Consider the following 20130-nt stretch of genomic DNA (forward strand, 5'->3'; position numbering starts at 1 on the left):
GATTATCTGCGCGATCTCCGCGCCCAAGCTAGTTCAATTTGTTTCATTCGTGTCAGTGACTCTAACACTAGATTGCGCAAGTGTCGGCAAAAATCTTCCATAAATAAAGTAGCTTGTTGTGATTTTCGGATCAAAATTGCATCGATCACGAGCTTAATTAATTCAAGTGCTTCTTGGAGCTCTCTACGCGAAGTATTTAAGGTTAAAAAATAACTACGACGTATAGATGGCAACAGTTCGCGATAAAACTTCATTAAGTATGGGTTGGCTACCATATCTTGTTGCTTAGCTAAAAATTGAAATACACCATCGTAAAATTTTTCAGTATTACTTTGTTTAACTTGTTCAATTAAATATTGCAAAAGTTGCTGAAGCGCCTCAGCTTCATGATTACGCCAAGTTTCACTCATACGCTGGACGATCTGCCCTAACATAAGAGCACTCGTATCAAATAAAGCTCGCACTTGTTGGGCAGACATTTCTGACACAATTGCGCCGCGTCTTGGATAAATTTCAATTAAATGCGTGCGTTCAAGTAATAATAAAGCTTCACGTACCGAACCTCGACTCACGTCTAATTCTTTAGCGATACGCAATTCTTGTATACGTTCACCTTCGACCAATTCGCCACTAATAATCTGTTCACTTATATGTCTGGCTATTTGCTCTGAAAGGCTGTCCACTTCTTCCAATTGCATAATATTCCTATTTATTTTTTTACTCACACTTCATCAAACATGATGCTATTTTATTGTTTTTATACCAATAGCATCATACTGACTATGTCTTTGTCTGACAATTTATCAAATTTTTAAGTCAATACACATCACTTTTTTTTGAGAGTTATTTGGCATATTTTCCTCAAAATACGCCTTGATAAATAAAATAAATTCCTACAGTTGTAAGCAAAGCTGCAAAACATTTTTTCAACATCGCTGCTGACAGTTTATGTGCAACTTTTGCTCCTACTTTTGCGGTGATAAAACTCATTACACTAATGCCAATGAATGCATAAACATGAACATATCCAATGGCATTTTCGATTTCAGCAGGTGCTTTTTGTCCGTAGAACATAAATCCAAATGCACCTGCTAAAGCAATCGGCAGTCCACATGCAGCAGATGTTGCAACAGCTTTTTGCATCACCACCCCATGATGATTTAAATAAGGTACGGTTAAACTTCCTCCACCGATCCCAAAAATTGCTGAAGCCACCCCAATTCCACTTCCCGCAGCCAATTGAGCAGGTACAGAAGGTAGTTGCTTAGATTGATCGACCACCACATTAGCACCACGGAACATACGGTATGCAACCCAAATTGCGAAACAACCGATAATCAATTGCAGCATTGGTCCAGAGATAATACTGGCCAATCCAGCACCAAAAAATGAACCCAGTACCAAACCTGGCGCTAAATTTTTAAATACTGACCATAGCACTGCACCTTTTTTATGATGTGCCATAACTGAGCTAATCGATGTGACCACAATCGTAGCTAATGATGTTCCAAGCGCCATGTGCATAATGACAGTTGGGTCATAACCCATTTGGGTAAATACAATAAATAAAATGGGTACGATGATTAATCCACCGCCCACGCCAAACAACCCTGCAGTAAAACCAGCGATTGCACCAATAGCTAAATATATGATTAACTCCATAAATCTTTTACTCTTCTCAGATTCAACATGGATTTAGAGACTCGCCACCTCAGTCAGCTTTTAACTGAAGCTCAACAACTTCCAGAAGTTTTACTGTTAAAACAGAGCACCACTTCAACCAATGATGAAGTACGCGCACTCATCAAAAAAGGTGTACAGGGTATTCTTGTATGCAGTGAGACTCAAACTCAGGGACGTGGACAACATCAACGACAATGGGTTTCCCCAGTCGGGAATATTTATTTAAGCACATTGCTAGAAACCAAAACACCCTTAGATGGTCGACTATCCCTTGAGATTGCACTCAATATTTTGCAAATTCCTTCATTTAAGTCATTGGATCATTTACAAATCAAATGGCCAAATGACCTTTATAGTGCGCAAGGCAAATGGGGTGGCATTTTGGTAGAGCCTGTAACCCCACATCAGGCGATTGTTGGTGTTGGTATTAATTTATTGCCTGTTTCTGATGCAGCAATCGAACAGCAAACCACATCAATCATGCAATTGGGTTTAGCTCATCCAAATCGAATTAAGATTATTTCAGAGCTTTATCTTGCCATCATGCAAGCCGGACAATGGTTTGAGCACGGAAGTTATAACCTCTCAGGACGTTTCAATCACTATGCTGCTTTTATGAATCAGACTGTAGAATTTGAGCAAGTGAATAAAACAGTACAAGGTATCTTTAAAGGTATTGGAGACGATGGTCGAATTAATATTTTGACTGAACAAGGTTTAATCGGTTTGTATCAAGGGCGTTTACGCTTAAAAAAATAGAGAAAAGATAGGTCAGCGAATACATGATGAAACGTCTTTGGTTAGATATAGGCAATACGCGTTTAAAATATTGGATCACGGAAGGTGAGCAAATCTTGGAGCATGTGGCGGAGCTTCATCTACAATCTCCTGCGGACTTAATGTTGGGTCTCATCCAACACTTTAAATCTCAAAACCTATCAGAAGTCGGTATCTCATCTGTTCAAGACAAGAAAAATAACGATCGTATACTCAAAATTTTAAAACTGCTGGATATCCCAATTGTCGTTGCTAAAGTTCATCAAGAATATGCAGGACTCCAATGTGGATATACAGAACCGAATCAATTGGGTATCGATCGTTGGCTACAAGTTCTAGCGGTCGTCACCGATCCTCAAGAGAAATATTGCGTGATCAGTTGTGGAACGGCCTTAACAATTGATTTAGCAGATGGATTTACACATTTAGGGGGATATATCGTACCTAATCTCTATCTACAACGAGACTCACTTATTCAAAATACCAAAGGGATCAAAATCCCTGATGCTGCATTTGATGAGTTAAGTCCTGGGCAAAATACAATGGATGCTGTTCATCATGGTATTTTATTGGGATTGGTCAGTATGATCGAAAAAGTTTTAACAACATCTCCTAGAAAATTAATCCTTACAGGTGGAGATGCAGCACTTTTTGCTCAATATTTACAATCTTATGACCCGAAAATTGAAACCGATTTATTATTAAAAGGCTTACAACGCTATCTTGCTGTCACGCAACAAAAAACATAACTTGGTCATCAGGTCTGCTGAACTGAGTGTCTCTTAAAACAAAAAATTATTCACTCAGTGTCAATACACACATCCAAAATACAAAAAAACAGGCTGAACAACATGAATAACAGGACGTTAAACGTTTGGAATATCGCGAAGAAACTGCCCTTTGGGAAAATACTTTTCAATCAAGTGATCCAACTCAAAGCACCTTATTTCAAGTCGATTCGCACGAAAATTATTGAATTGAGACCAGATTTTTGTCAGGTCCAGATGTCTAAAGAAAAAAGGGTTTTAAATCACCTCGATACTATACATGCGATCGCATTGTGTAATTTGGCAGAGCTTACTGGTGGTCTAATGACAGAAGTCACTCTTCCACCAAGCCATCGATGGATACCCGATGGTATGCAAGTCAACTATATTAAAAAAGCAACGACCGATTTAACAGCAGTTGCTTATCCTCTGACGCCAATTCAAGCGGGTCAATCCATACCAAATAAATTTGTAGCGTGTATCGAAGTCCATGATCAAAACCAAGCGCTTGTCTTTAGAGCAGAAATCAATATGTGGGTGACATCACGTTAAACACGTCAGTGAGAGCTTATAGCTTCTGAATTAATCTCGAATAATCTCAGCCCAGACCTCAGGCAATGCCGTACAACCTTCTGAATCAATAAAATGGCCTTGATGTTCAGCAGCAACGACATGTGCATCAATACTTTCAGCTTGCTGGAAACTAAATTTAGGCAGAACGCGCTCATCACCTTCAGAATAAATGACCACGCGATCATGAACTTGGTCACGAATGAGTTCAAAATCTATATCAGCAGCATCAATAAATGGATTGACTTGCTCAAGACGCCCTAAACGTCCATTGAAACCAGCAACTAGAATTAATTTTTTGATTTTTTGGTTTAAAAGCACTTGGCTTAAGTAATGTAAAGTTGCAATACACCCGAGACTGTGAGCAACAAAAATTGTTTGATCATCAATTTGAGCTATTTGCTCTTTCATTTGTTGTTCCCACGTTCCTAATTGTGGCGTCTCAGAAGGATCTAATCTCAATACTTTTAATGGAATACCATACTGATCAGCTTGTTGTTGTATCCATGGAAACCAATTTTCTTCAGGGCTTGCCGTATATCCATGCACAACATAAACCTGTGTCATTTTCTTGCACTCTTGACTATATTCTCAACATCATGAATTGATTATTTTTTAAACTAAATAGTAAGTTTGCAAAATTATGTAGCATGAAAAAAGGCGCCAAAGCGCCTTTTTAAATTATGGGAGTTATTTTGGATCTTTGCCACCAAATAACGGACCAACGCCACCGCCGCCACCAAATTTCTTTTGCATACCGCTTAATGATTTCATCATTTTCGCCATACCCGATGGATTCGCAAATTTTTTCATCATTTTTGCCATTTGGGCATGTTGTTTGATCAGCTTATTGACTTCAGCAACATCCATACCACAACCTGCTGCGATACGTTTTTTACGGCTTGGATTCATCAAGTCAGGATTGCGACGCTCTTTGATGGTCATCGATTGAATAATCGCTTCCATTTTCTTCACTTGCTTTTCAGGATTTGCTTGAGCAATCGCATCCTGAATTCCTGAGTTACTCATGCCAGGCAACTTGTCTAAGAAGCCCATCATACCGCCCATTTTATTCATTTGTTCAAACTGCATCAGCATATCTTCAAAGTTGAAGCTGCCGCCTTTTTGCAGTTTTTTCGCCATTTTTTCAGCTTTTTCTTTGTCGACTTTACGTTCAAGCTCTTCGACCAAAGAAAGCACATCACCCATACCTAAGATACGTTGTGCTACACGCTCAGGATGGAATGGTTCAAGGGCATCGAGTTTCTCCCCCATCCCCAAGAATTTAATAGGCTTACCAGTAATTGCACGAACAGAAAGTGCCGCACCACCACGCGCATCACCATCAGTTTTTGTAAGAATCACACCGGTTAAAGGCAATGCATCATTGAATGCTTTTGCTGTATTTGCAGCATCCTGACCGGTCATTGCATCTACAACGAACAGTGTTTCTGTAGGATTAATCGCTGCATGCAATTCTTTAATTTCGCCCATCATATCGTCATCGATATGTAAACGACCTGCAGTATCGACAATCAATACATCCGCAAATTGAATTTTGGCTTGTTCAATTGCTCGGTTTGCAATCGTAATTGGCTTTTCATCAGCACTTGATTCAAAGAAAATCGCGCCGACTTCACCTGCTACAGTCTGGAGCTGCTTAATCGCTGCAGGACGATAGACGTCGGCAGAAACCATTGCGACTTTTTTCTTTTGACGCTCTTGTAAAAAACGAGCTAATTTTGCAGCAGTCGTCGTTTTACCTGCACCTTGTAAACCAGCCAATAAAACAACAACGGGAGGCTTTGCAGCAAGATCAAGACTTTCATTTGCCTCACCCATCATTTTGGTGAGTTCATCATGAACAATTTTGACGAATGCTTGGCCTGGAGATAACTGTGACATCACCTCTTGACCTAATGCCTCTTCCTTAACTTTCGCGATAAATTCACGAGTTACAGGAAGTGCAACATCGGCTTCAAGAAGTGCCATACGCACTTCACGTAACGTATCTTTAATATTGTCTTCGGTCAGTTGCCCAGAGCCAGTAACATTTCTTAAACTCTGCGTGAGTCGTTCTGTTAAGGTATCAAACATTGCAAAATCCGCTTAAAATGGTTGTTGCAAAAAAATCTTTCTTAAAATAGAAAATTTATGCATAAGATGCTATAGGATACTGTAGTTCGTTTGGAATTTATATCTTATTAGATGAATATTCAGCATCCATAAAAAGGTTTGACATGATTAGCCTCCCTTTGGTTTACACAATTTTAGCATTGATCGCCTATACCACTGCCTTTTGGTATTTATTTACCCATTTAATGACTAAACGTGTCCCTAATCATTGGTTTATCAGTCTCGTAGCTGGATTAGGCTTGATCTTGCATGCTGTCGTCTTATTGATAGATATGAAAACGCCTTTCGGCATTAACTATAATGTTTTTAATCTCCTTTCATTTACTTCAGCACTCATGCTGTTATTGAGCCTGCTTTATAGCACTTATCGACCTGTACTTGCCCTAAATCTGATTGGAATACCAGTAGCTGCATTGGGTTTAATTTTAGGCTATTCCTTGAGCCAGCCTATACTTACACTTAAACAGAATACGCTTGGACTTGATGTCCACATTATTTTGTCACTCTCGGCTTATGCAGTGCTATTAATGGCAACAATTCACGCAGTTTTGTTGTGGTTACAAGATCGTGAATTAAAAAACAAACAGAAACATCGTGTTTGGGTAAATCTATTACCCTCCTATCAAGCAATGGAATCTCTGTTATTCGATATGCTTGTTACAGGTTTCATTTTATTAAGTACTGCACTTATCTTCGGCTTTTTTACGATTGATGATTTTTTTGCACAACATTTGGCACATAAAACAGCGTTTAGTATTGTCTCTTGGTTTGTTTACGGTGCACTTTTATTTGGACATTATCGTTTTGGTTGGCGCGGTCAAAAAGCGAGACGCTTTACCATTATTGGTTTTATTTTACTTGCAATAGGCTTTATTGGATCAAAATTTGTATTAGAAATGATTCTAGGAAAATAATAATTGTGTGATTTGAATCACAATAAATTATAATAATTAAATAAATATCACATCATATTAAATTTTATATATTTTAAATACATTTAAAATATAGATAAATAAATTTTAAGTATAAATAAAATTTTCATACTAGAAATAGTAATAAAAATCAATTACTTAAAATAAAAAACTACATTAAACCTTTATGATGATTTAATAAATAATAGTTAATATTATTTGAATTATTTAATTAATTAATATTAATAATCTATTCATCGCTTAATACCCCCCATTAATCTCCTATAAGTTGTTATTATTTAGGTTAGTAACTAATGTTACAGTTAGTAAATGGATATTTTTGATGATTATTTTGGGGTATGTATGAAATTGCAAAAAGGTTTTACCTTAATCGAATTAATGATCGTCATCATTATTGTTGCAATCTTGGCCGCAATTGCAGTACCTAGTTATCAAAACTACGTCACCAAAGCCAAAATCAAAGAAGCTCAATCGAATTTAATCGCACTTTCATTAGGTGCTGAAAATGCATATCAAAGAACACTAAACTATCCTAAAGAAACCTTATCAAATACCAACGCAGTAAAAACTAAATTTACAACTTGGAATCCAAGTTCTGATTCATTTAATTTTACGTACACTTCATCAGATGGTGTGAATTATGCGGTTCAGGCAATTGGAACTGAAGCAAGAGTTTTAGGTTGTACATTAACACTCAAAAATGATGGAACTCGTACCGTGTCCGGTTGTGGTTCATATACTGACTGGGTGAAATAATATGCAAAATACTGGTTATAGAAAACAATTTGGTTTCACGCTGATCGAACTAATGATTACGATCGTTGTACTGGCTATTTTGTTATTTGTAGGTACTTCTTTAACCAGAGCTTGGGTAGATCAAAGTCATGTTGATGGAGCGCTAGCAGGTATTAAAAATGCGACTTATCAAGCCCGTTCTGCAGCAATTCGAAACACGAATAATCAAGAGTCTTCACTTGCAGCAGCATCTGTTTGTATAGATAAAACCCATCAAGAAATTAGAGTGATTCGTGTTGCTAAGGACAATACTGATGCGTGTTCAACAAGTGACGGCAACTCGCCTGACCAAAACTATATCCTTCAAAAAATTCCCTATGCATCGAATGTATTTTTCAAAGTAAACAATACAGAGTTTTATTGTCTATCTTTTAACTCGAATGGGATGTTGGTTGCTGCAAGTTCAGCATCAGCAACGTGCAATTCAAATTTAAATTTAACCGTTACAGTTGAGAAGAATAATGAATCAGCAAACATTCAAATCAACTAATCAACGTGGTTTCACATTGTTGGAGTCTCTTGTTGGTTTACTTATATTCTCGATTATTGTTTTTGGTAGCGGTTTAGCAATCAGCAAAATGTTGAACACGCAACGATATATGAACATTGACAATATAGTGATAAACGAACTGCAAAATCGCTTACAAACCATCACTATATCTACTGATTCAACTGATGTTTGTGCTTCATTCAATAACCAATCTACCGAAAGTAAATCGTTCACATTAAATGGTAATACCTACTACATTTATTGCAATTTGAATTCTGAAAATATTAGTGAAACGAGCGGTGTCGCAGGTACAAAAATTACATGGCCTGTGTTAGCTGCGAGTACAAATCAATCTAATGCCAAGACCTGTGCTGAAGACAGTATGGAAGGCTTAGATTGTTATCGAGTCGGGAGATAAATCATGAGTCAAAAAGGATTTACGCTCGTTGAGTTGATGGTTGGATTAGTCATTGCAATGTTATGCATGCTAATGATGCTCATGCTTTTTAAACAGACGACTCAAATTGGTATTAGTTCTTCTCGTGATTCGGAATACGATGCTCAAATACGAACAGCATTATCAGTTGCACAGAAGCTCGTTCAAAATGCAGGCTATGGTTCAGGAAAAACATCAGATATTGCTGTAGGAGTGGACACTCAAAATTTACCTGCTGTTTTCTGGCGAATGAATCCAGATCCTGTAACAAGCTTAATGTCTGCAAATACAACGATTAATTACAACTGTGAAGCATTAACTCAAGAAAAAGAAGGTGATACATATCGCTTAATCTTTCTTAAAAAGAATAACTGTGGGTCTGAAGCAGTATTAAATATAGAAACTTTTAGCCAACCTGATGAAAAACAGCATATTGTTTCCTTTAAGACCTTAGAAACAGGCACCGTTTTTAACTTTGTATTAACACCGGGAAATTGTACACCTTTTGGAATTGATAAAAACAACTCCAAAGGTACGCGCCAACTGACGATTACTGCTAATCGTCAATACGCAGATGAAATGCAAAATTCAAACATTGGTCAAACAGTGAGTAATACCGTTTGTCTTAATAACATTGTTAACCTTTAAGAGCGAGATTAAAGATGAATAGTTTAAGAAAGCAGCAAGGCATGGCCACTATTCTTTTGGTCTTGCTCATCGGGCTTACAGTGATGATCATAACATCGACTGTTGCAAAATCACTCATCTCCAACAAAGAAGCAAATGTTGCTGCGCATGCACAAACCAACGTACAACTCATGGGATGGTCAGGTGTTAGTGCCTTTCGTGAATATTTATTAAAAAAATATAAGGATACCGATATTAACGACTTTCGCCAAAGCTTATTAAATACAGGTGAAATTCAGCTTTTAAATGATGATACCAACCAACGTTATGTCACGGTTGAAGTAAAAGATGTAAAAGGTTGCAATGGTTTAACCAATAACCCAGATGGTTCTACTGGAACCAAATGTATTGTCATCGCAAATATTCTGTCGAAAAGTGGGTCAGCTCAATCAGCTACTACGATACAAGCAATCTATGACCTTGCAGCAGACCTGATTAAGTACAAGAGTGTTATTAATTTCACTGGTCAAACATTTATGTCTGGCACTACCATTTCCGGCGAAGATCCAACTAAACCAGATGAGTATGTCGAACTGAATGTCGATGGTGGCAGCCTGTCCTTACAAGCTGGTTTCAAAATCAAAAATATCAAAAACTTAACTATTAACGTTAAGAAAGACAAAGATGGTAAAGGTGGAAATGTCTATATTGATTGTTTAATTGATGCCTGTGGTACAAGAAATGGGGCTGTAATTAACATCAATGCTGAGGGCTATGTTCACATTATTAACGGCGGAAATTTTGGCAATATTTCATCTGGTGAGTGGGTTAAACTGTTAACTAATGTCAAAGCAGAAAATATTAAAGCAATTGGTGATGTCACACTTTCTCTTGGTTCTAAAGCTCAAAATATTTCCACTGACGGAAATATTAGCCTTACAGAAGGTGGCTATGCTGCAAACTTGCATACCAATAAAGATGTAACACTACGCACGAATGTTGAAGTGTCTTCTATCACCACACACCAAGGGAATGTCAATATTTCCGTTTCTAGTAAAGTCAACGGAAATGTCATGGCAGGTGGCAACGTAACAATGATCGGAACTAGTGTTGTTACGGGTGATATTACATCAGGCGGGAAAGTTAATATTTCTAGTAGTGACGTTAAGGGCAGTGTAAGAGCCAAAGAATTTATTGACCTTGATACCTTCTCCAAAATTGAACAATCGGCCTATGCTCACAATCAGTCGAAACAAGGGATTGGCGTGTACAAGGCTGGAGTCCGCTTAAGTACAAGTTGGATTGGTGGAAATGTGTATTCTAACGGTCCATTACGCTTATTAGATGGTCTTATTGCTGAAGACGTAAAAGGTGATGTCTATCTTGCCAACTTTAGTACTTCAAATCAGAATGGTGTAGTTGAAGGATTTAAGAATGCAATTAGTGGAAAAATTTATGAAAAACTCACAAGCATCCCTCAGCTCAGTACTTTTCCAGATATTCCTAAATACGATATTTCTGAAACCATAGCCAGTATTCAAGAAGCAATTCAAAATATGACGTTTGAAACCAGAGTCGATGTTCGTCAATATCGAAATGATGCAAACTATATTTTCGTACGTGAATATGGCGCTGCTCGCGTATATTTAAATCATCTTCGCAATGAGAGCTCTAAAATCACTTACATGTATGAGTATGACGCTACTAATAATATTCACAAACAGTTTGCTGTAGATACTTCAGGAAATAAAACTCAAATCATGAAAATTGACCCTGAGAACTCAAACTCAGGCTCACGAGGTTTCTATTTAGGGAAATACACCTTGAATAGCAAAGATTATGTCGGTGCTATTTGTGAAACTATTCATGAAGAACAGGTCATGACCAATAGTTTAGGGCTACGTACTGAGCATAAGAGCGGTTATTGCACGAGCCAAATTATTGGATATCTTCCACGGGTCAGCTTAGACTTCAATGGTCTTGATGGTAAAGATCGTTATATATTTGGCTGGCCTAAAGATTATGACTATACATTACCAGACACTTGGTATATTCGTTCAATGGATACATCTACATTCGATAACGCAAGTTTTGCTCCAGGTATTCTGTATTTCGAAGGTAAATTAATTATTTCTGGTAAAGCGAATCTTGCGGCGGATAGTACTGATTCTGTATTCACCAATACTTTCCTTGCTGAAGGTGATATTGATGCGATTGCGATGTCTCCTCGCATTTATTCGCCTCGTAATATTACGCGAAATCCAAATGCAACAGATGCCTTAATTTGTTCACGTAACTTAGGCACTACGTCTAATACTAAGTTTAGTGTTAGTCCACCTGCAACAACACCTGCAACTTTATCGAACAAATTCTTGACGCCAGTGAATTTGTGCCAAGATGCGAATACGATGTATAAAAATACCAATAGATTACCTAACGGTACGCTTGATACAGTGACTATTGATAATAAAGAAATAACAAAGTTAGAACTTGGTTTAGTTGCCTTGATGTCTAATCAAGTTGTGCGTATTGGTGCATGTGCACAAATTTATGGTGACGTATTAGCAAGAAGTAATGTTGAAGGTAGTGCAGCATGTGGTATCGGTGAAAAAAATGGAATCTTTGGTAATATCAGCTCTCAAGGTGTCCCACCGTATACTAGTGTTCAACAACACAATACAATGGGTGCTGGTACAAATATTTATATTCCCAAAAATGAATATAAAAATTTAAATAAAGTTGACGATGTGAATGCCAATGATTTCATCGCCATTAAAAATGCAGACCTACAATGGGCTAAATATCAATAATTGGAAGCGAAAAGCCCAAACATAAGTTTGGGCTTTTTTTTGTGTGAAATTTCTGACTAGACAAGCTTTACAAAACACCGTATAACACCGTTTTTCCCATATTCAGGTGACCAAGTGAAACTCGTTTTAGCACCCATGGAAGGTTTAACTGATCCCATCATGCGTGATGTTCTCACACATGTCGGCAGCTTCGACTGGTGTGTAACTGAGTTTATCCGTGTCACTGATTCTGTCCTTCCAGATCACATCTATCATTCTTACTGTCCCGAATTATTGAACGATGGCAAAACAGCAGCAGGAACACCCGTTCATGTTCAATTTTTAGGGAATAATCCAACCATGTTGGCTGCAAATGCCGTTCGAGCGGTGGAGTTAGGTGCACCTGCAATTGATATGAATTTTGGCTGTCCAGCTAAAACAGTAAACAGGCATCGAGGTGGTTCTGTATTATTGGATGAACCTGAAACAGTGTATCAACTGGTTAAAGCTGTACGTGATGCAGTGCCTGCTGAAATACCAGTTTCAGCAAAAATGCGTTTAGGTTATATGGATCGTAATTTCACCCTAGAAAATGCACATGCGATAGAAGATGCTGGTGCCGCTTGGGTTACCGTTCATGCACGAACAAAAGCAGATGGCTACACCCCACCCGCCTTTTGGGATCAACTTCAACCCATTCGTCATGCGCTTAGCATTAATGTGATAGCCAATGGTGAAATCTGGAATAACCAAGATGCGCGCCAGTGTTTACTAGAGTCAGGTTGTGAAGATCTAATGATTGGTCGTGCAGCAGTGACAACACCCGATGTCACACAATGCATCCGACAAAATAAAGACGAAGCGATATTACAATGGAGCGATTTAATTACACTCCAAATTCGCTTCTTAAATGGTTCTTATAAAAAAGAAATGAATATGGTCGGACGTTATAAGCAATGGCTAGGTATGATGTCTAAACATTATCCTGAAGCAAAACTGTTATGGGATGAGGTGAAACGTCTCAAACAAGTAGATGAAATCATTGCTAAGCTCAATCATTTTCAAAACATTATGCCAACTGTCTAATTTCTAAATTCTAGAATGAATAACTCCGAACTTCACCTTGAAAATTCAGACAGTCTTGAACGCGAGTGCGTTGAACTTCAGACAGTTGCTCTGGACTATACCATGCATATTCCGTATGTTCCTCAGAGAGTTGAATTTGGGCGTTATTTTCAATCATGCATCTAAATATAAAGGTGTGTGAGTTTACATGTGCGTGATAGTAGACCCCTGATAAATATTGGATGCTTACATCACAACCTATTTCTTCTTTACATTCTCTGAGCAAAGCTTGATGTATGGTTTCACCTTGATCTAAACCACCACCTGGCAACCCCCAACTGTAATTGGCATAGTTTGCTTTCAGTAATAAGACTTGTCCCTCTGGGTTGGTGATCACCGCATGAGAACTCAAACGATAAAAATCATAAAATCCCATGACACGTCTCCAGAATTTAACTCATTCATGAAAGATAACACTGTTTAAGCCCATCTAAATGCTCAAGATAAGCTAAACCACAAGCCGTAATTTTGATTTATCCTTCAAGATGATAGCCTTTCCCGTTGCTAAGTCTACAGGCATAGAAATATGTTGGTGTACCATCACCCATTGTTCATTGGTTTTTTGTAGACATAATGTTGTACGACACCAAGGCATTTGCAGCTGACCTTTTAAGGCTTTATGTTCCACTTTAGAGTGACAGTGTAATACAACCAAATGATCACTCGCATGCACTTTTACATCACGGCGAGTGATTTGCATCCCATCAAAGAAATATGGGCTAAATTTTTGCCATTCTTTTCGATAAGCTTCAGCCCCTTCAAGTTGAGTGCTGACATCAAACATACTTACATTTTGTGCACATTTTTCGATTAACGCATCAACATTATTACCCACTAATGCTGAATCCCATTCTTTTAATTGCGCTAATACTTCATGAGCAGCAACAACATTACCCTCAATCTGAATAGACATGATGTGACCTTATTGTTATTAGTGTGATGAAGTTAACACTTTTAAAGAAGAAGTGTAATGTTATTTTGTGCCAAGCAAAGAAATTTTTATTCTAATTTGTATCTAAAATTCAATTTAAATTGATAAAAAACAACCATTATTTATTAAAACTTATCATTATGATCAGAAAACCAATGACGAGTTATTTTCGCATAAAAAATTGGCCCCAGTTTCACTGAAGCCATTATAAAAGCTTATGCTTTCTTTACATATTCGGACTTAAGTTTCATTGCGCCAAAACCATCTACTTTACAATCAATATCATGACCATCCGTTGCATCTGGCAACAAACGAATACTTTTTGCTTTAGTACCGACTTTGATTACGGATGATGAACCTTTAATTTTTAAATCTTTGATAACCGTTACGGTATCGCCATCTGCAAGAAGATTGCCATTTGCATCTTTGATCTGAACCACTTCTTCGAGTGTCTCTCCTTCTTTCCATTCATGTGAACATTCTGGGCAGATCAAGAGGTCCCCATCTTCATAAGTATATTCAGAGGAACATTTTGGGCAATTTGGCAAAGACATAAAAAAAATCCAAAAAATTAAAAAAATTTTGCTCAATATACCACTTTCATCTAGCGAATAGAAAAAAACCTTAAATTTTATAAGGTTTAAATAAAAAAAACCTAAGTTCAATCACTTAGGTTCTTTTATTGGCTCTAGCCTTGTTTAGCTTTGAAACTCATCTTCTATATCTTCATCATCATATACATATGCCATACATCCCCATCCATCGTACTCACCGTCATAGTCATTGGCTATTTTGGTAAACCACTCTTCTAAATCCACAATATCTGAGTATTCTGGCTCCATATACACATAAATCGTGATAATCCATTCTGCGGATTCAGACTCTTCATCAATAAATAAACTGATCTTTTGTTCTTCCTGAAGCAAGAACAAGGCACATTTTTCAGCTTTGTCTTTAGAGCTAAAAGCAATTGAGTACTCAATCTCATGCGGCTCGCTTAAATCATCTCCATCCTGGAACATTTGCCACAGTACATCGCCATTATCATCATTTGGAAATTGTTCTAAATCACGGCTCATACGTTCATCCTTATTGTGGTTATTGCGTATACAATATCCTAGAGTAGCCTATATTTATTTCATTTTGGAGAAGAATTCATTAGAAATTGTTCTTAACTTTATATGATCGTAATTGTTAAATTTTAGTTAGGCACTCACAATACGTATTTTGCTTGAAGCGTTTCATTCAAAATGGAACTTCACTCACAATTTTAATTTCAATACCACTCAACGGTTGTTGAAACTCTAAATAACTCGCATGCAAAGCCATACGCCCTAAATCACTGAGTTTAGGGTTTGGATGATAGAGTTTATCACCTGTGATCGGATGACCTATGGCTTGCATATGTACGCGTAATTGATGTGAACGCCCCGTAATTGGCGTCAACAAGACACGACTAACATCTAAATGCGCATCATAAGCGACCAATTCAAACAGTGTTAAGGCTGATTTTCCAAGTTCAAAATGAACAATTTGTCTCGGTCTGTTTTCCCAGTCCGTAATTAAAGGCAAGTCTACTTGTCCCTGTTGTGCAATTTTACCTTGCACCAGTGCCACATAATTTTTTTTCACGGTGCGCGCTTGGAACATTTTGCTCACAGCCACTTCAGCATCGCGATGTTTTGCAAACATCAAAATTCCAGAGGTTGCCATATCTAAACGATGGGTAATTTTTGCATTTGGATATTGAGCTATCACTCTTAAATACGCACTGTCATGATGCTCAGGCAAGCGTCCTGGCACAGACAATAGTCCTGCTGGTTTATCAATGACCACCAAATCATCATCTTCATAGACGATGTTAAGTGGACCTTGAGGTGGCATATATACAAAATTATCGTCTAAAGGCATGTGAACAAAGCATTTCTTTGGGATGCGGAAAAATAGCAACTGATCAACACAGTGTCAATTTATAAGATGAGCGATTTGAGAATTGAGAATTGAGAATTGAGAATTGAGAATTGAGAATTGAGAATTGAGAATTGAGAATTATAATTTTTTTTTAAGAGAATTTTGAGGGTGTCAGGGAAAACATGTTGTTTACTTCAACTATTATAACTTTGTAAGTTATAACCCTATTGCCTATAAACTTCTGGTTTATAGCGTCCTAAGCCGAATCAAGACCTTTTGGGTAAGTACTACACGCACGTTGTACGCAACTGGTAGCAATCTACTCTTTTCGATCCCGTCACACCCTTGAGATATATAATAGCGAGACTGCGTCGGGATTAATTTCCTAAGATTAACGAATTTTAGCATCGAATAAAAAAATATTTCATATCACCTTATAAATATAATATTTTTTCCCAAATAGGTTCATTGATACACTTTTTTTAGCGTTTTTTAGCTAAATATTGCAATTAAAATTCAAGTTGACCTTTCATTTTAGAGACTGGCTTGAATCCAAGATGCAATGCTCCACCACAACATCATGGCAAACATGCCGCACATAAGATTAGCGAGTACTTTTTGTAGTTGAGATAATTCAGATTTATAAATTTTGAGGTTAATTGTATAAGCAATTGCACCGAGTGCACCACCCACAGCACCACCAATAATCAGTAGTAACAACGGCCAGCCTGCCATCATGTGGACTTTAAAAGGAAGTTTTGCGCGGGATTTTTCTTGTACTGTATTCACAGGGTGATCCTATAAGTTTATTTCAGTCTTCAATGAGCTTAAGTGCTATAAATCTAAAGCAAGCTTTAGACCAATACTGAGCTAAAATAGCTGTAAAATTGATCGTGGTTTTTAAATATTTAAACAATCTCACTTAAAAATCAAAGATATAGTTTGTTCAGAAGTTTGTAAATTCAATTCATCCACTGAATAATTTAGATATTTGCTTGAACAAACGTCAGAATGATAAACAATATTACAGCTAAACCCATTAAAGGCTGTTTAGGCGCAATACTGTTAATTAATTTGGCAATTCTCTGAGCACTCAGCATAAATAATAGAAAAATCAGTAGTGTTGGTAGCGAAATCACCCACATTATTATGTAATAGATGACAAATAAGCTTGTCAAAATAAGACTGCCTACAAGCCCCATAATAATTGGATGATGCATCCCGCTCGGTTCCAAATGCAGTGTCTGTGCGAGCGTGTTGTATATCTGAACAAATATTGCTGTAAAATTTAATGAAAAAAGATAGTCCATTATTCCTGCAATAAAAGGCGTTACACTTAAAAAAGCAACTTGCTTTGCCATCGAAAGGATCATGTTTTTATGATCAATTGTCCAGGTCAAAGACAACCAAACAAATATACAAGCAACGAAAGCAGCGGACAGAAGATGAAGCAAATAAATTTGTGAAGGCCATAATTTTTGGATAACGAGAAATATAATGATAAAAATTATAGATAAGTAACCATGAATCTTCTTCAACAAAAATAAGCCTGATTTTGCATTTGAATCTTTGAGCTTGTGATTCCAATTTGAAAATTTTTTTTCAGTATTTTGTAAAAACCCATCAATCTTTGGATTCTGTCTAATCAGATCACCCAAAAAGTAAAGCCCAATTAAAACTTGAAAAAATGCCAATATATTTTTCATTCTTTATCCGAGTATTTTTAATACTTCTTTTATAAATTTACTGAGCATCAGCTTGACGCTGCTTTTTCTTTTTGAACCAACGTACTGCCCAAACCACACCAATTAGTAAAGCGATCACTACCAATACTGGTATAAAGAATGACAATACGGAAATCACCAATGCGCTGACCCACTCACCTGTAGAAACCACAGGATTTGCCACGCCACCCGTGGTTGCGGTCGATACGCCCCGTGCTGCCACTGTCCCAAGTTGCACTGCTCCTGCTGTTCCACCACCGACGATGATTGCAGCAGCCCAACTTGCAAATTGCGACATTTCACCAGAGCTTACCGCCATGGTCGTCAATGTTCCAGCCACCATCGCGGCAGGTGTTGCAATGGTGTCGAGTAAGTTGTCTACCCATGGGATGTAATAAGCACCTATTTCACATAGTGTGGCAAAGCCTAATGCAATACAGACTGATGGCATCGCCAACCATTCAAAACCTTTGATGGGTTCAAAAATGCCCATAATGGCAGCAATACTCATCACCAATAAGGGAACAAATACGCGGAAGCCACATGCAGCACTTAATCCTATACCAAGACATAAACCGAGTATTGTTTCCATAGCAAACCTTTTTATTAATATGTTTTTAATTTTCTTAAGGTAACAAAAAAGCCCTATGGTGTAATAGGGCTTTTGTTTAAAACAGTGGTGTCTGTTTTAGTGTGTTTGCTTGAGCGAATTATTTTTTAAATTGATTGCTTAAGCATTTGGTACACGGTGGTAAACGATCAGTACCAATTTCTAAGTAAGCACGATGCCCACATTGAACGCAAAAATAGAAACCTGTTCCCGGTTTAGAGCCAGCTGTAACCATTTTTGTTCTCCGTATAATTTTAGAAATGGTGAGATCACTATAACGGAGTGTGAATGACTTTTTATTGTCCATTTCGACAGATGATGGTGGCGATTGGGCGAAGTTATATTGAGCTTATTACTACTCATCCGCCACACTCGCCGATGCCTTAGGAATAGCATTTACAACAATGACCTCTAAATTATTAAGTTTTTTGTTTTGAACTAGGTCATTAAATTTCTTCCATCGTGATTTTGTTATTCCTTCATTATAGAGAACTAAATATATTCCTCTTTGAGACTTTTCAGCCTTTTGATAAATTGGAAGCTGCTTTTCGTATCCATGTGTTAATTGATTGTTTGACGTTAGTTTCACTTCAACTAAGACTTTTATAGATGCGCCCATACTTATTTTAAAATCAACTGGACCTCTACCTGCATCAGCTTCAGGAGATAAATCTAAATTATTTGCGTAACAATACGCACAAGCTATACCAAAAACAGTAATTGTGCAGCTGACTCATGCTTTCTTTTATCCTTATCGTCATAAAGTAATTTACTTAAACCATTATTTTCAATTAATTCCTTAAAATGTAGGCAAATTTTTTCGACAATCTTGTATACATCATCTAAAGATGGCTCTTTATTTAAAGCTAATTCTAAAGGTTTATCTGCTAATACTTTTTGAGCAGTCCTATACCAAATTACTTCACCTGTTTTATCTTCATTAAAATTATAGTAATTAGGTTTAGATTTTGAATATGCATCTAGTAAATCTTTTAACAAATAAGGATGAGATATAAAAACATTTTTTACATGTGTTTTCTTTTCCTTTAGCGTGACTGTTTTATATGCATTTCCTAATAAATCGTTAAAAAATTCTCTTAGCTCCTCATTGTGAGATTTTATCCAATTCAGATCAGCAAATTCATGTGCAATAGGTAAATCTCTGAGGAACTCTTTAGGAACTAATATAATTGGTTCATTATTATAGGGATTCTCAGGCAACATGGCTGGCTTATAATGTTTAGAAAACTTCAATTCTTTTAATTCAATTCCAACCTCAATTGATACTCTTTGAGTATAAGCAATTAACTCTTCAATCAAGATATTTGTTGTCATATCACTGATCAGATCAGGCCCAACACCATCTTCAAAAGCTCCAATTAATTCAAAAATTGCTGGGTCATCATTTCCTGCATCAACTATTGCTTTTATATTCGCCAAAATCTGTGCTTTTTTCTTATCTCCAATGCCACTTCCTTGCGTACTTGTGGAATATCCTATACTAAAGCCTTTAATTTCATTGGTTTTAAAAAAATTTAGAGCATTTTTCCAAAAAAGATCTGATTTAGAAGTATTTTTGGCTTTTTTTAATATTCGAATGATATTTTCAAAAAATTTTTGAATTTTTAAATATGCCTTTTGAAATTCTGGAATTTTACAATCTCTTATTAAACTTGGATCAATAAAAAGTCTTGTATCAACTCCTAAAATTGGATCAAAAGCCCCCGTAGCTTCAAATTTCAATTTATCAACTTTAAAAGCATCTACTAAACTTATAATCATTCTTCTAGCTCAATAAGTAAATAATCCTACACTAATGTAGGATTA

25 protein-coding genes and 1 pseudogene are annotated in these 20130 nt (G+C 36.9%); 11 read left to right on the forward strand and 15 right to left on the reverse strand.

Going from position 1 to position 20130, the window contains the following annotated elements; translation table 11 throughout:
• Positions 1-2 precede the first annotated feature (2 nt).
• Together AC1M83_RS09525 and AC1M83_RS09530 are read right to left on the reverse strand one after the other, a co-directional pair.
• Complete coding sequence (locus tag AC1M83_RS09525) at positions 3-698, reverse strand: GntR family transcriptional regulator (protein ID WP_035269253.1); 696 nt, start codon at positions 696-698, stop codon at positions 3-5.
• A gap of 163 nt (positions 699-861) precedes the next feature.
• Complete coding sequence (locus AC1M83_RS09530) at positions 862-1662, reverse strand: sulfite exporter TauE/SafE family protein (protein WP_035269256.1); 801 nt, start codon at positions 1660-1662, stop codon at positions 862-864.
• 27 nt (positions 1663-1689) lie between these two features.
• Between AC1M83_RS09530 and AC1M83_RS09535 the strand changes: the two genes are divergently transcribed.
• From AC1M83_RS09535 to AC1M83_RS09545, 3 genes are all read left to right on the forward strand, one after another.
• Positions 1690-2442, forward strand: coding sequence for a biotin--[acetyl-CoA-carboxylase] ligase (locus AC1M83_RS09535; protein ID WP_092767469.1), 753 nt, complete (start codon positions 1690-1692; stop codon positions 2440-2442).
• A gap of 26 nt (positions 2443-2468) precedes the next feature.
• Positions 2469-3209 (forward strand): type III pantothenate kinase, encoded by a 741-nt coding sequence (locus AC1M83_RS09540; protein ID WP_035269271.1) that lies wholly within the window; start codon positions 2469-2471, stop codon positions 3207-3209.
• A 102-nt stretch (positions 3210-3311) separates the two neighbouring features.
• On the forward strand, positions 3312-3779 hold the full coding sequence (locus AC1M83_RS09545) for a hotdog fold domain-containing protein (protein WP_481590528.1): 468 nt from the start codon (positions 3312-3314) through the stop codon (positions 3777-3779).
• Positions 3780-3809: 30 nt separating this feature from the next.
• On the opposite strand, the gene AC1M83_RS09550 is transcribed toward AC1M83_RS09545, so the two are convergent.
• Positions 3810-4364 (reverse strand): RBBP9/YdeN family alpha/beta hydrolase, encoded by a 555-nt coding sequence (locus tag AC1M83_RS09550; protein WP_179999002.1) that lies wholly within the window; start codon positions 4362-4364, stop codon positions 3810-3812.
• Between the two features lie 123 nt (positions 4365-4487).
• Positions 4488-5894 carry a signal recognition particle protein gene (gene ffh / locus AC1M83_RS09555; protein WP_035269264.1) on the reverse strand — a complete coding sequence of 469 codons (1407 nt, stop codon included), beginning with the start codon at positions 5892-5894 and terminating at the stop codon, positions 4488-4490.
• Between the two features lie 143 nt (positions 5895-6037).
• Between ffh and AC1M83_RS09560 the strand changes: the two genes are divergently transcribed.
• From AC1M83_RS09560 to AC1M83_RS09595, 8 genes and pseudogenes are all read left to right on the forward strand, one after another.
• The gene (locus tag AC1M83_RS09560) at positions 6038-6847 is read left to right on the forward strand and encodes a cytochrome C assembly family protein (protein WP_179999001.1); all 810 of its coding nucleotides are present in this window, start codon (positions 6038-6040) and stop codon (positions 6845-6847) included.
• 360 nt (positions 6848-7207) lie between these two features.
• Positions 7208-7621 carry a type IV pilin protein gene (locus AC1M83_RS09565; RefSeq protein WP_481587214.1) on the forward strand — a complete coding sequence of 138 codons (414 nt, stop codon included), beginning with the start codon at positions 7208-7210 and terminating at the stop codon, positions 7619-7621.
• A 1-nt stretch (position 7622) separates the two neighbouring features.
• On the forward strand, positions 7623-8150 hold the full coding sequence (locus AC1M83_RS09570) for a pilus assembly FimT family protein (RefSeq protein ID WP_481590529.1): 528 nt from the start codon (positions 7623-7625) through the stop codon (positions 8148-8150).
• Positions 8122-8208 (forward strand): annotated as a pseudogene (locus tag AC1M83_RS09575) (type IV pilus modification PilV family protein); the annotation flags it as partial. The gene AC1M83_RS09570 and the pseudogene AC1M83_RS09575, both read left to right, overlap by 29 nt.
• A gap of 69 nt (positions 8209-8277) precedes the next feature.
• Entirely contained in the window at positions 8278-8568 is a 291-nt protein-coding gene (locus AC1M83_RS09580) for a hypothetical protein (protein WP_481590581.1), read from the forward strand.
• 3 nt (positions 8569-8571) lie between these two features.
• Entirely contained in the window at positions 8572-9234 is a 663-nt protein-coding gene (locus tag AC1M83_RS09585; RefSeq protein WP_092767483.1) for a PilW family protein, read from the forward strand.
• A 41-nt stretch (positions 9235-9275) separates the two neighbouring features.
• The gene (locus AC1M83_RS09590; RefSeq protein ID WP_481589219.1) at positions 9276-12023 is read left to right on the forward strand and encodes a bactofilin family protein; all 2748 of its coding nucleotides are present in this window, start codon (positions 9276-9278) and stop codon (positions 12021-12023) included.
• A gap of 114 nt (positions 12024-12137) precedes the next feature.
• Positions 12138-13088: a tRNA dihydrouridine synthase gene (locus tag AC1M83_RS09595; RefSeq protein WP_213032613.1), complete on the forward strand. Its 951-nt coding sequence runs from the start codon at positions 12138-12140 to the stop codon at positions 13086-13088.
• A gap of 10 nt (positions 13089-13098) precedes the next feature.
• On the opposite strand, the gene AC1M83_RS09600 is transcribed toward AC1M83_RS09595, so the two are convergent.
• The 11 genes from AC1M83_RS09600 to AC1M83_RS09650 all read right to left on the reverse strand — a co-directional run bounded on the left by AC1M83_RS09600 (position 13099) and on the right by AC1M83_RS09650 (position 20085).
• Positions 13099-13503, reverse strand: coding sequence for an NUDIX hydrolase (locus AC1M83_RS09600; protein ID WP_481590530.1), 405 nt, complete (start codon positions 13501-13503; stop codon positions 13099-13101).
• A 72-nt stretch (positions 13504-13575) separates the two neighbouring features.
• Positions 13576-14040: a YybH family protein gene (locus tag AC1M83_RS09605; RefSeq protein ID WP_179998993.1), complete on the reverse strand. Its 465-nt coding sequence runs from the start codon at positions 14038-14040 to the stop codon at positions 13576-13578.
• 233 nt (positions 14041-14273) lie between these two features.
• Positions 14274-14612 (reverse strand): zinc ribbon domain-containing protein YjdM, encoded by a 339-nt coding sequence (locus tag AC1M83_RS09610; RefSeq protein WP_035269853.1) that lies wholly within the window; start codon positions 14610-14612, stop codon positions 14274-14276.
• Positions 14613-14756: 144 nt separating this feature from the next.
• Positions 14757-15137, reverse strand: a complete 381-nt coding sequence (locus AC1M83_RS09615) for a ribonuclease E inhibitor RraB (RefSeq protein WP_035269856.1) — start codon at positions 15135-15137, stop codon at positions 14757-14759.
• A 166-nt stretch (positions 15138-15303) separates the two neighbouring features.
• Positions 15304-15969, reverse strand: a complete 666-nt coding sequence (locus AC1M83_RS09620; protein ID WP_180028302.1) for an RluA family pseudouridine synthase — start codon at positions 15967-15969, stop codon at positions 15304-15306.
• A gap of 534 nt (positions 15970-16503) precedes the next feature.
• The gene (locus AC1M83_RS09625; RefSeq protein WP_051586633.1) at positions 16504-16707 is read right to left on the reverse strand and encodes a hypothetical protein; all 204 of its coding nucleotides are present in this window, start codon (positions 16705-16707) and stop codon (positions 16504-16506) included.
• Between the two features lie 245 nt (positions 16708-16952).
• The gene (locus AC1M83_RS09630) at positions 16953-17675 is read right to left on the reverse strand and encodes a hypothetical protein (RefSeq protein WP_092767493.1); all 723 of its coding nucleotides are present in this window, start codon (positions 17673-17675) and stop codon (positions 16953-16955) included.
• A 37-nt stretch (positions 17676-17712) separates the two neighbouring features.
• Positions 17713-18285 carry a DUF4126 domain-containing protein gene (locus AC1M83_RS09635; RefSeq protein WP_481590531.1) on the reverse strand — a complete coding sequence of 191 codons (573 nt, stop codon included), beginning with the start codon at positions 18283-18285 and terminating at the stop codon, positions 17713-17715.
• A 118-nt stretch (positions 18286-18403) separates the two neighbouring features.
• Complete coding sequence (locus AC1M83_RS09640) at positions 18404-18610, reverse strand: zinc ribbon-containing protein (protein WP_481590532.1); 207 nt, start codon at positions 18608-18610, stop codon at positions 18404-18406.
• Between the two features lie 48 nt (positions 18611-18658).
• On the reverse strand, positions 18659-18922 hold the full coding sequence (locus AC1M83_RS09645) for a hypothetical protein (protein WP_481590533.1): 264 nt from the start codon (positions 18920-18922) through the stop codon (positions 18659-18661).
• Between the two features lie 83 nt (positions 18923-19005).
• Positions 19006-20085, reverse strand: a complete 1080-nt coding sequence (locus AC1M83_RS09650) for a hypothetical protein (RefSeq protein WP_481590534.1) — start codon at positions 20083-20085, stop codon at positions 19006-19008.
• Positions 20086-20130 lie beyond the last annotated feature (45 nt).

Source organism: Acinetobacter sp. 25-47-130 (assembly GCF_056779705.1).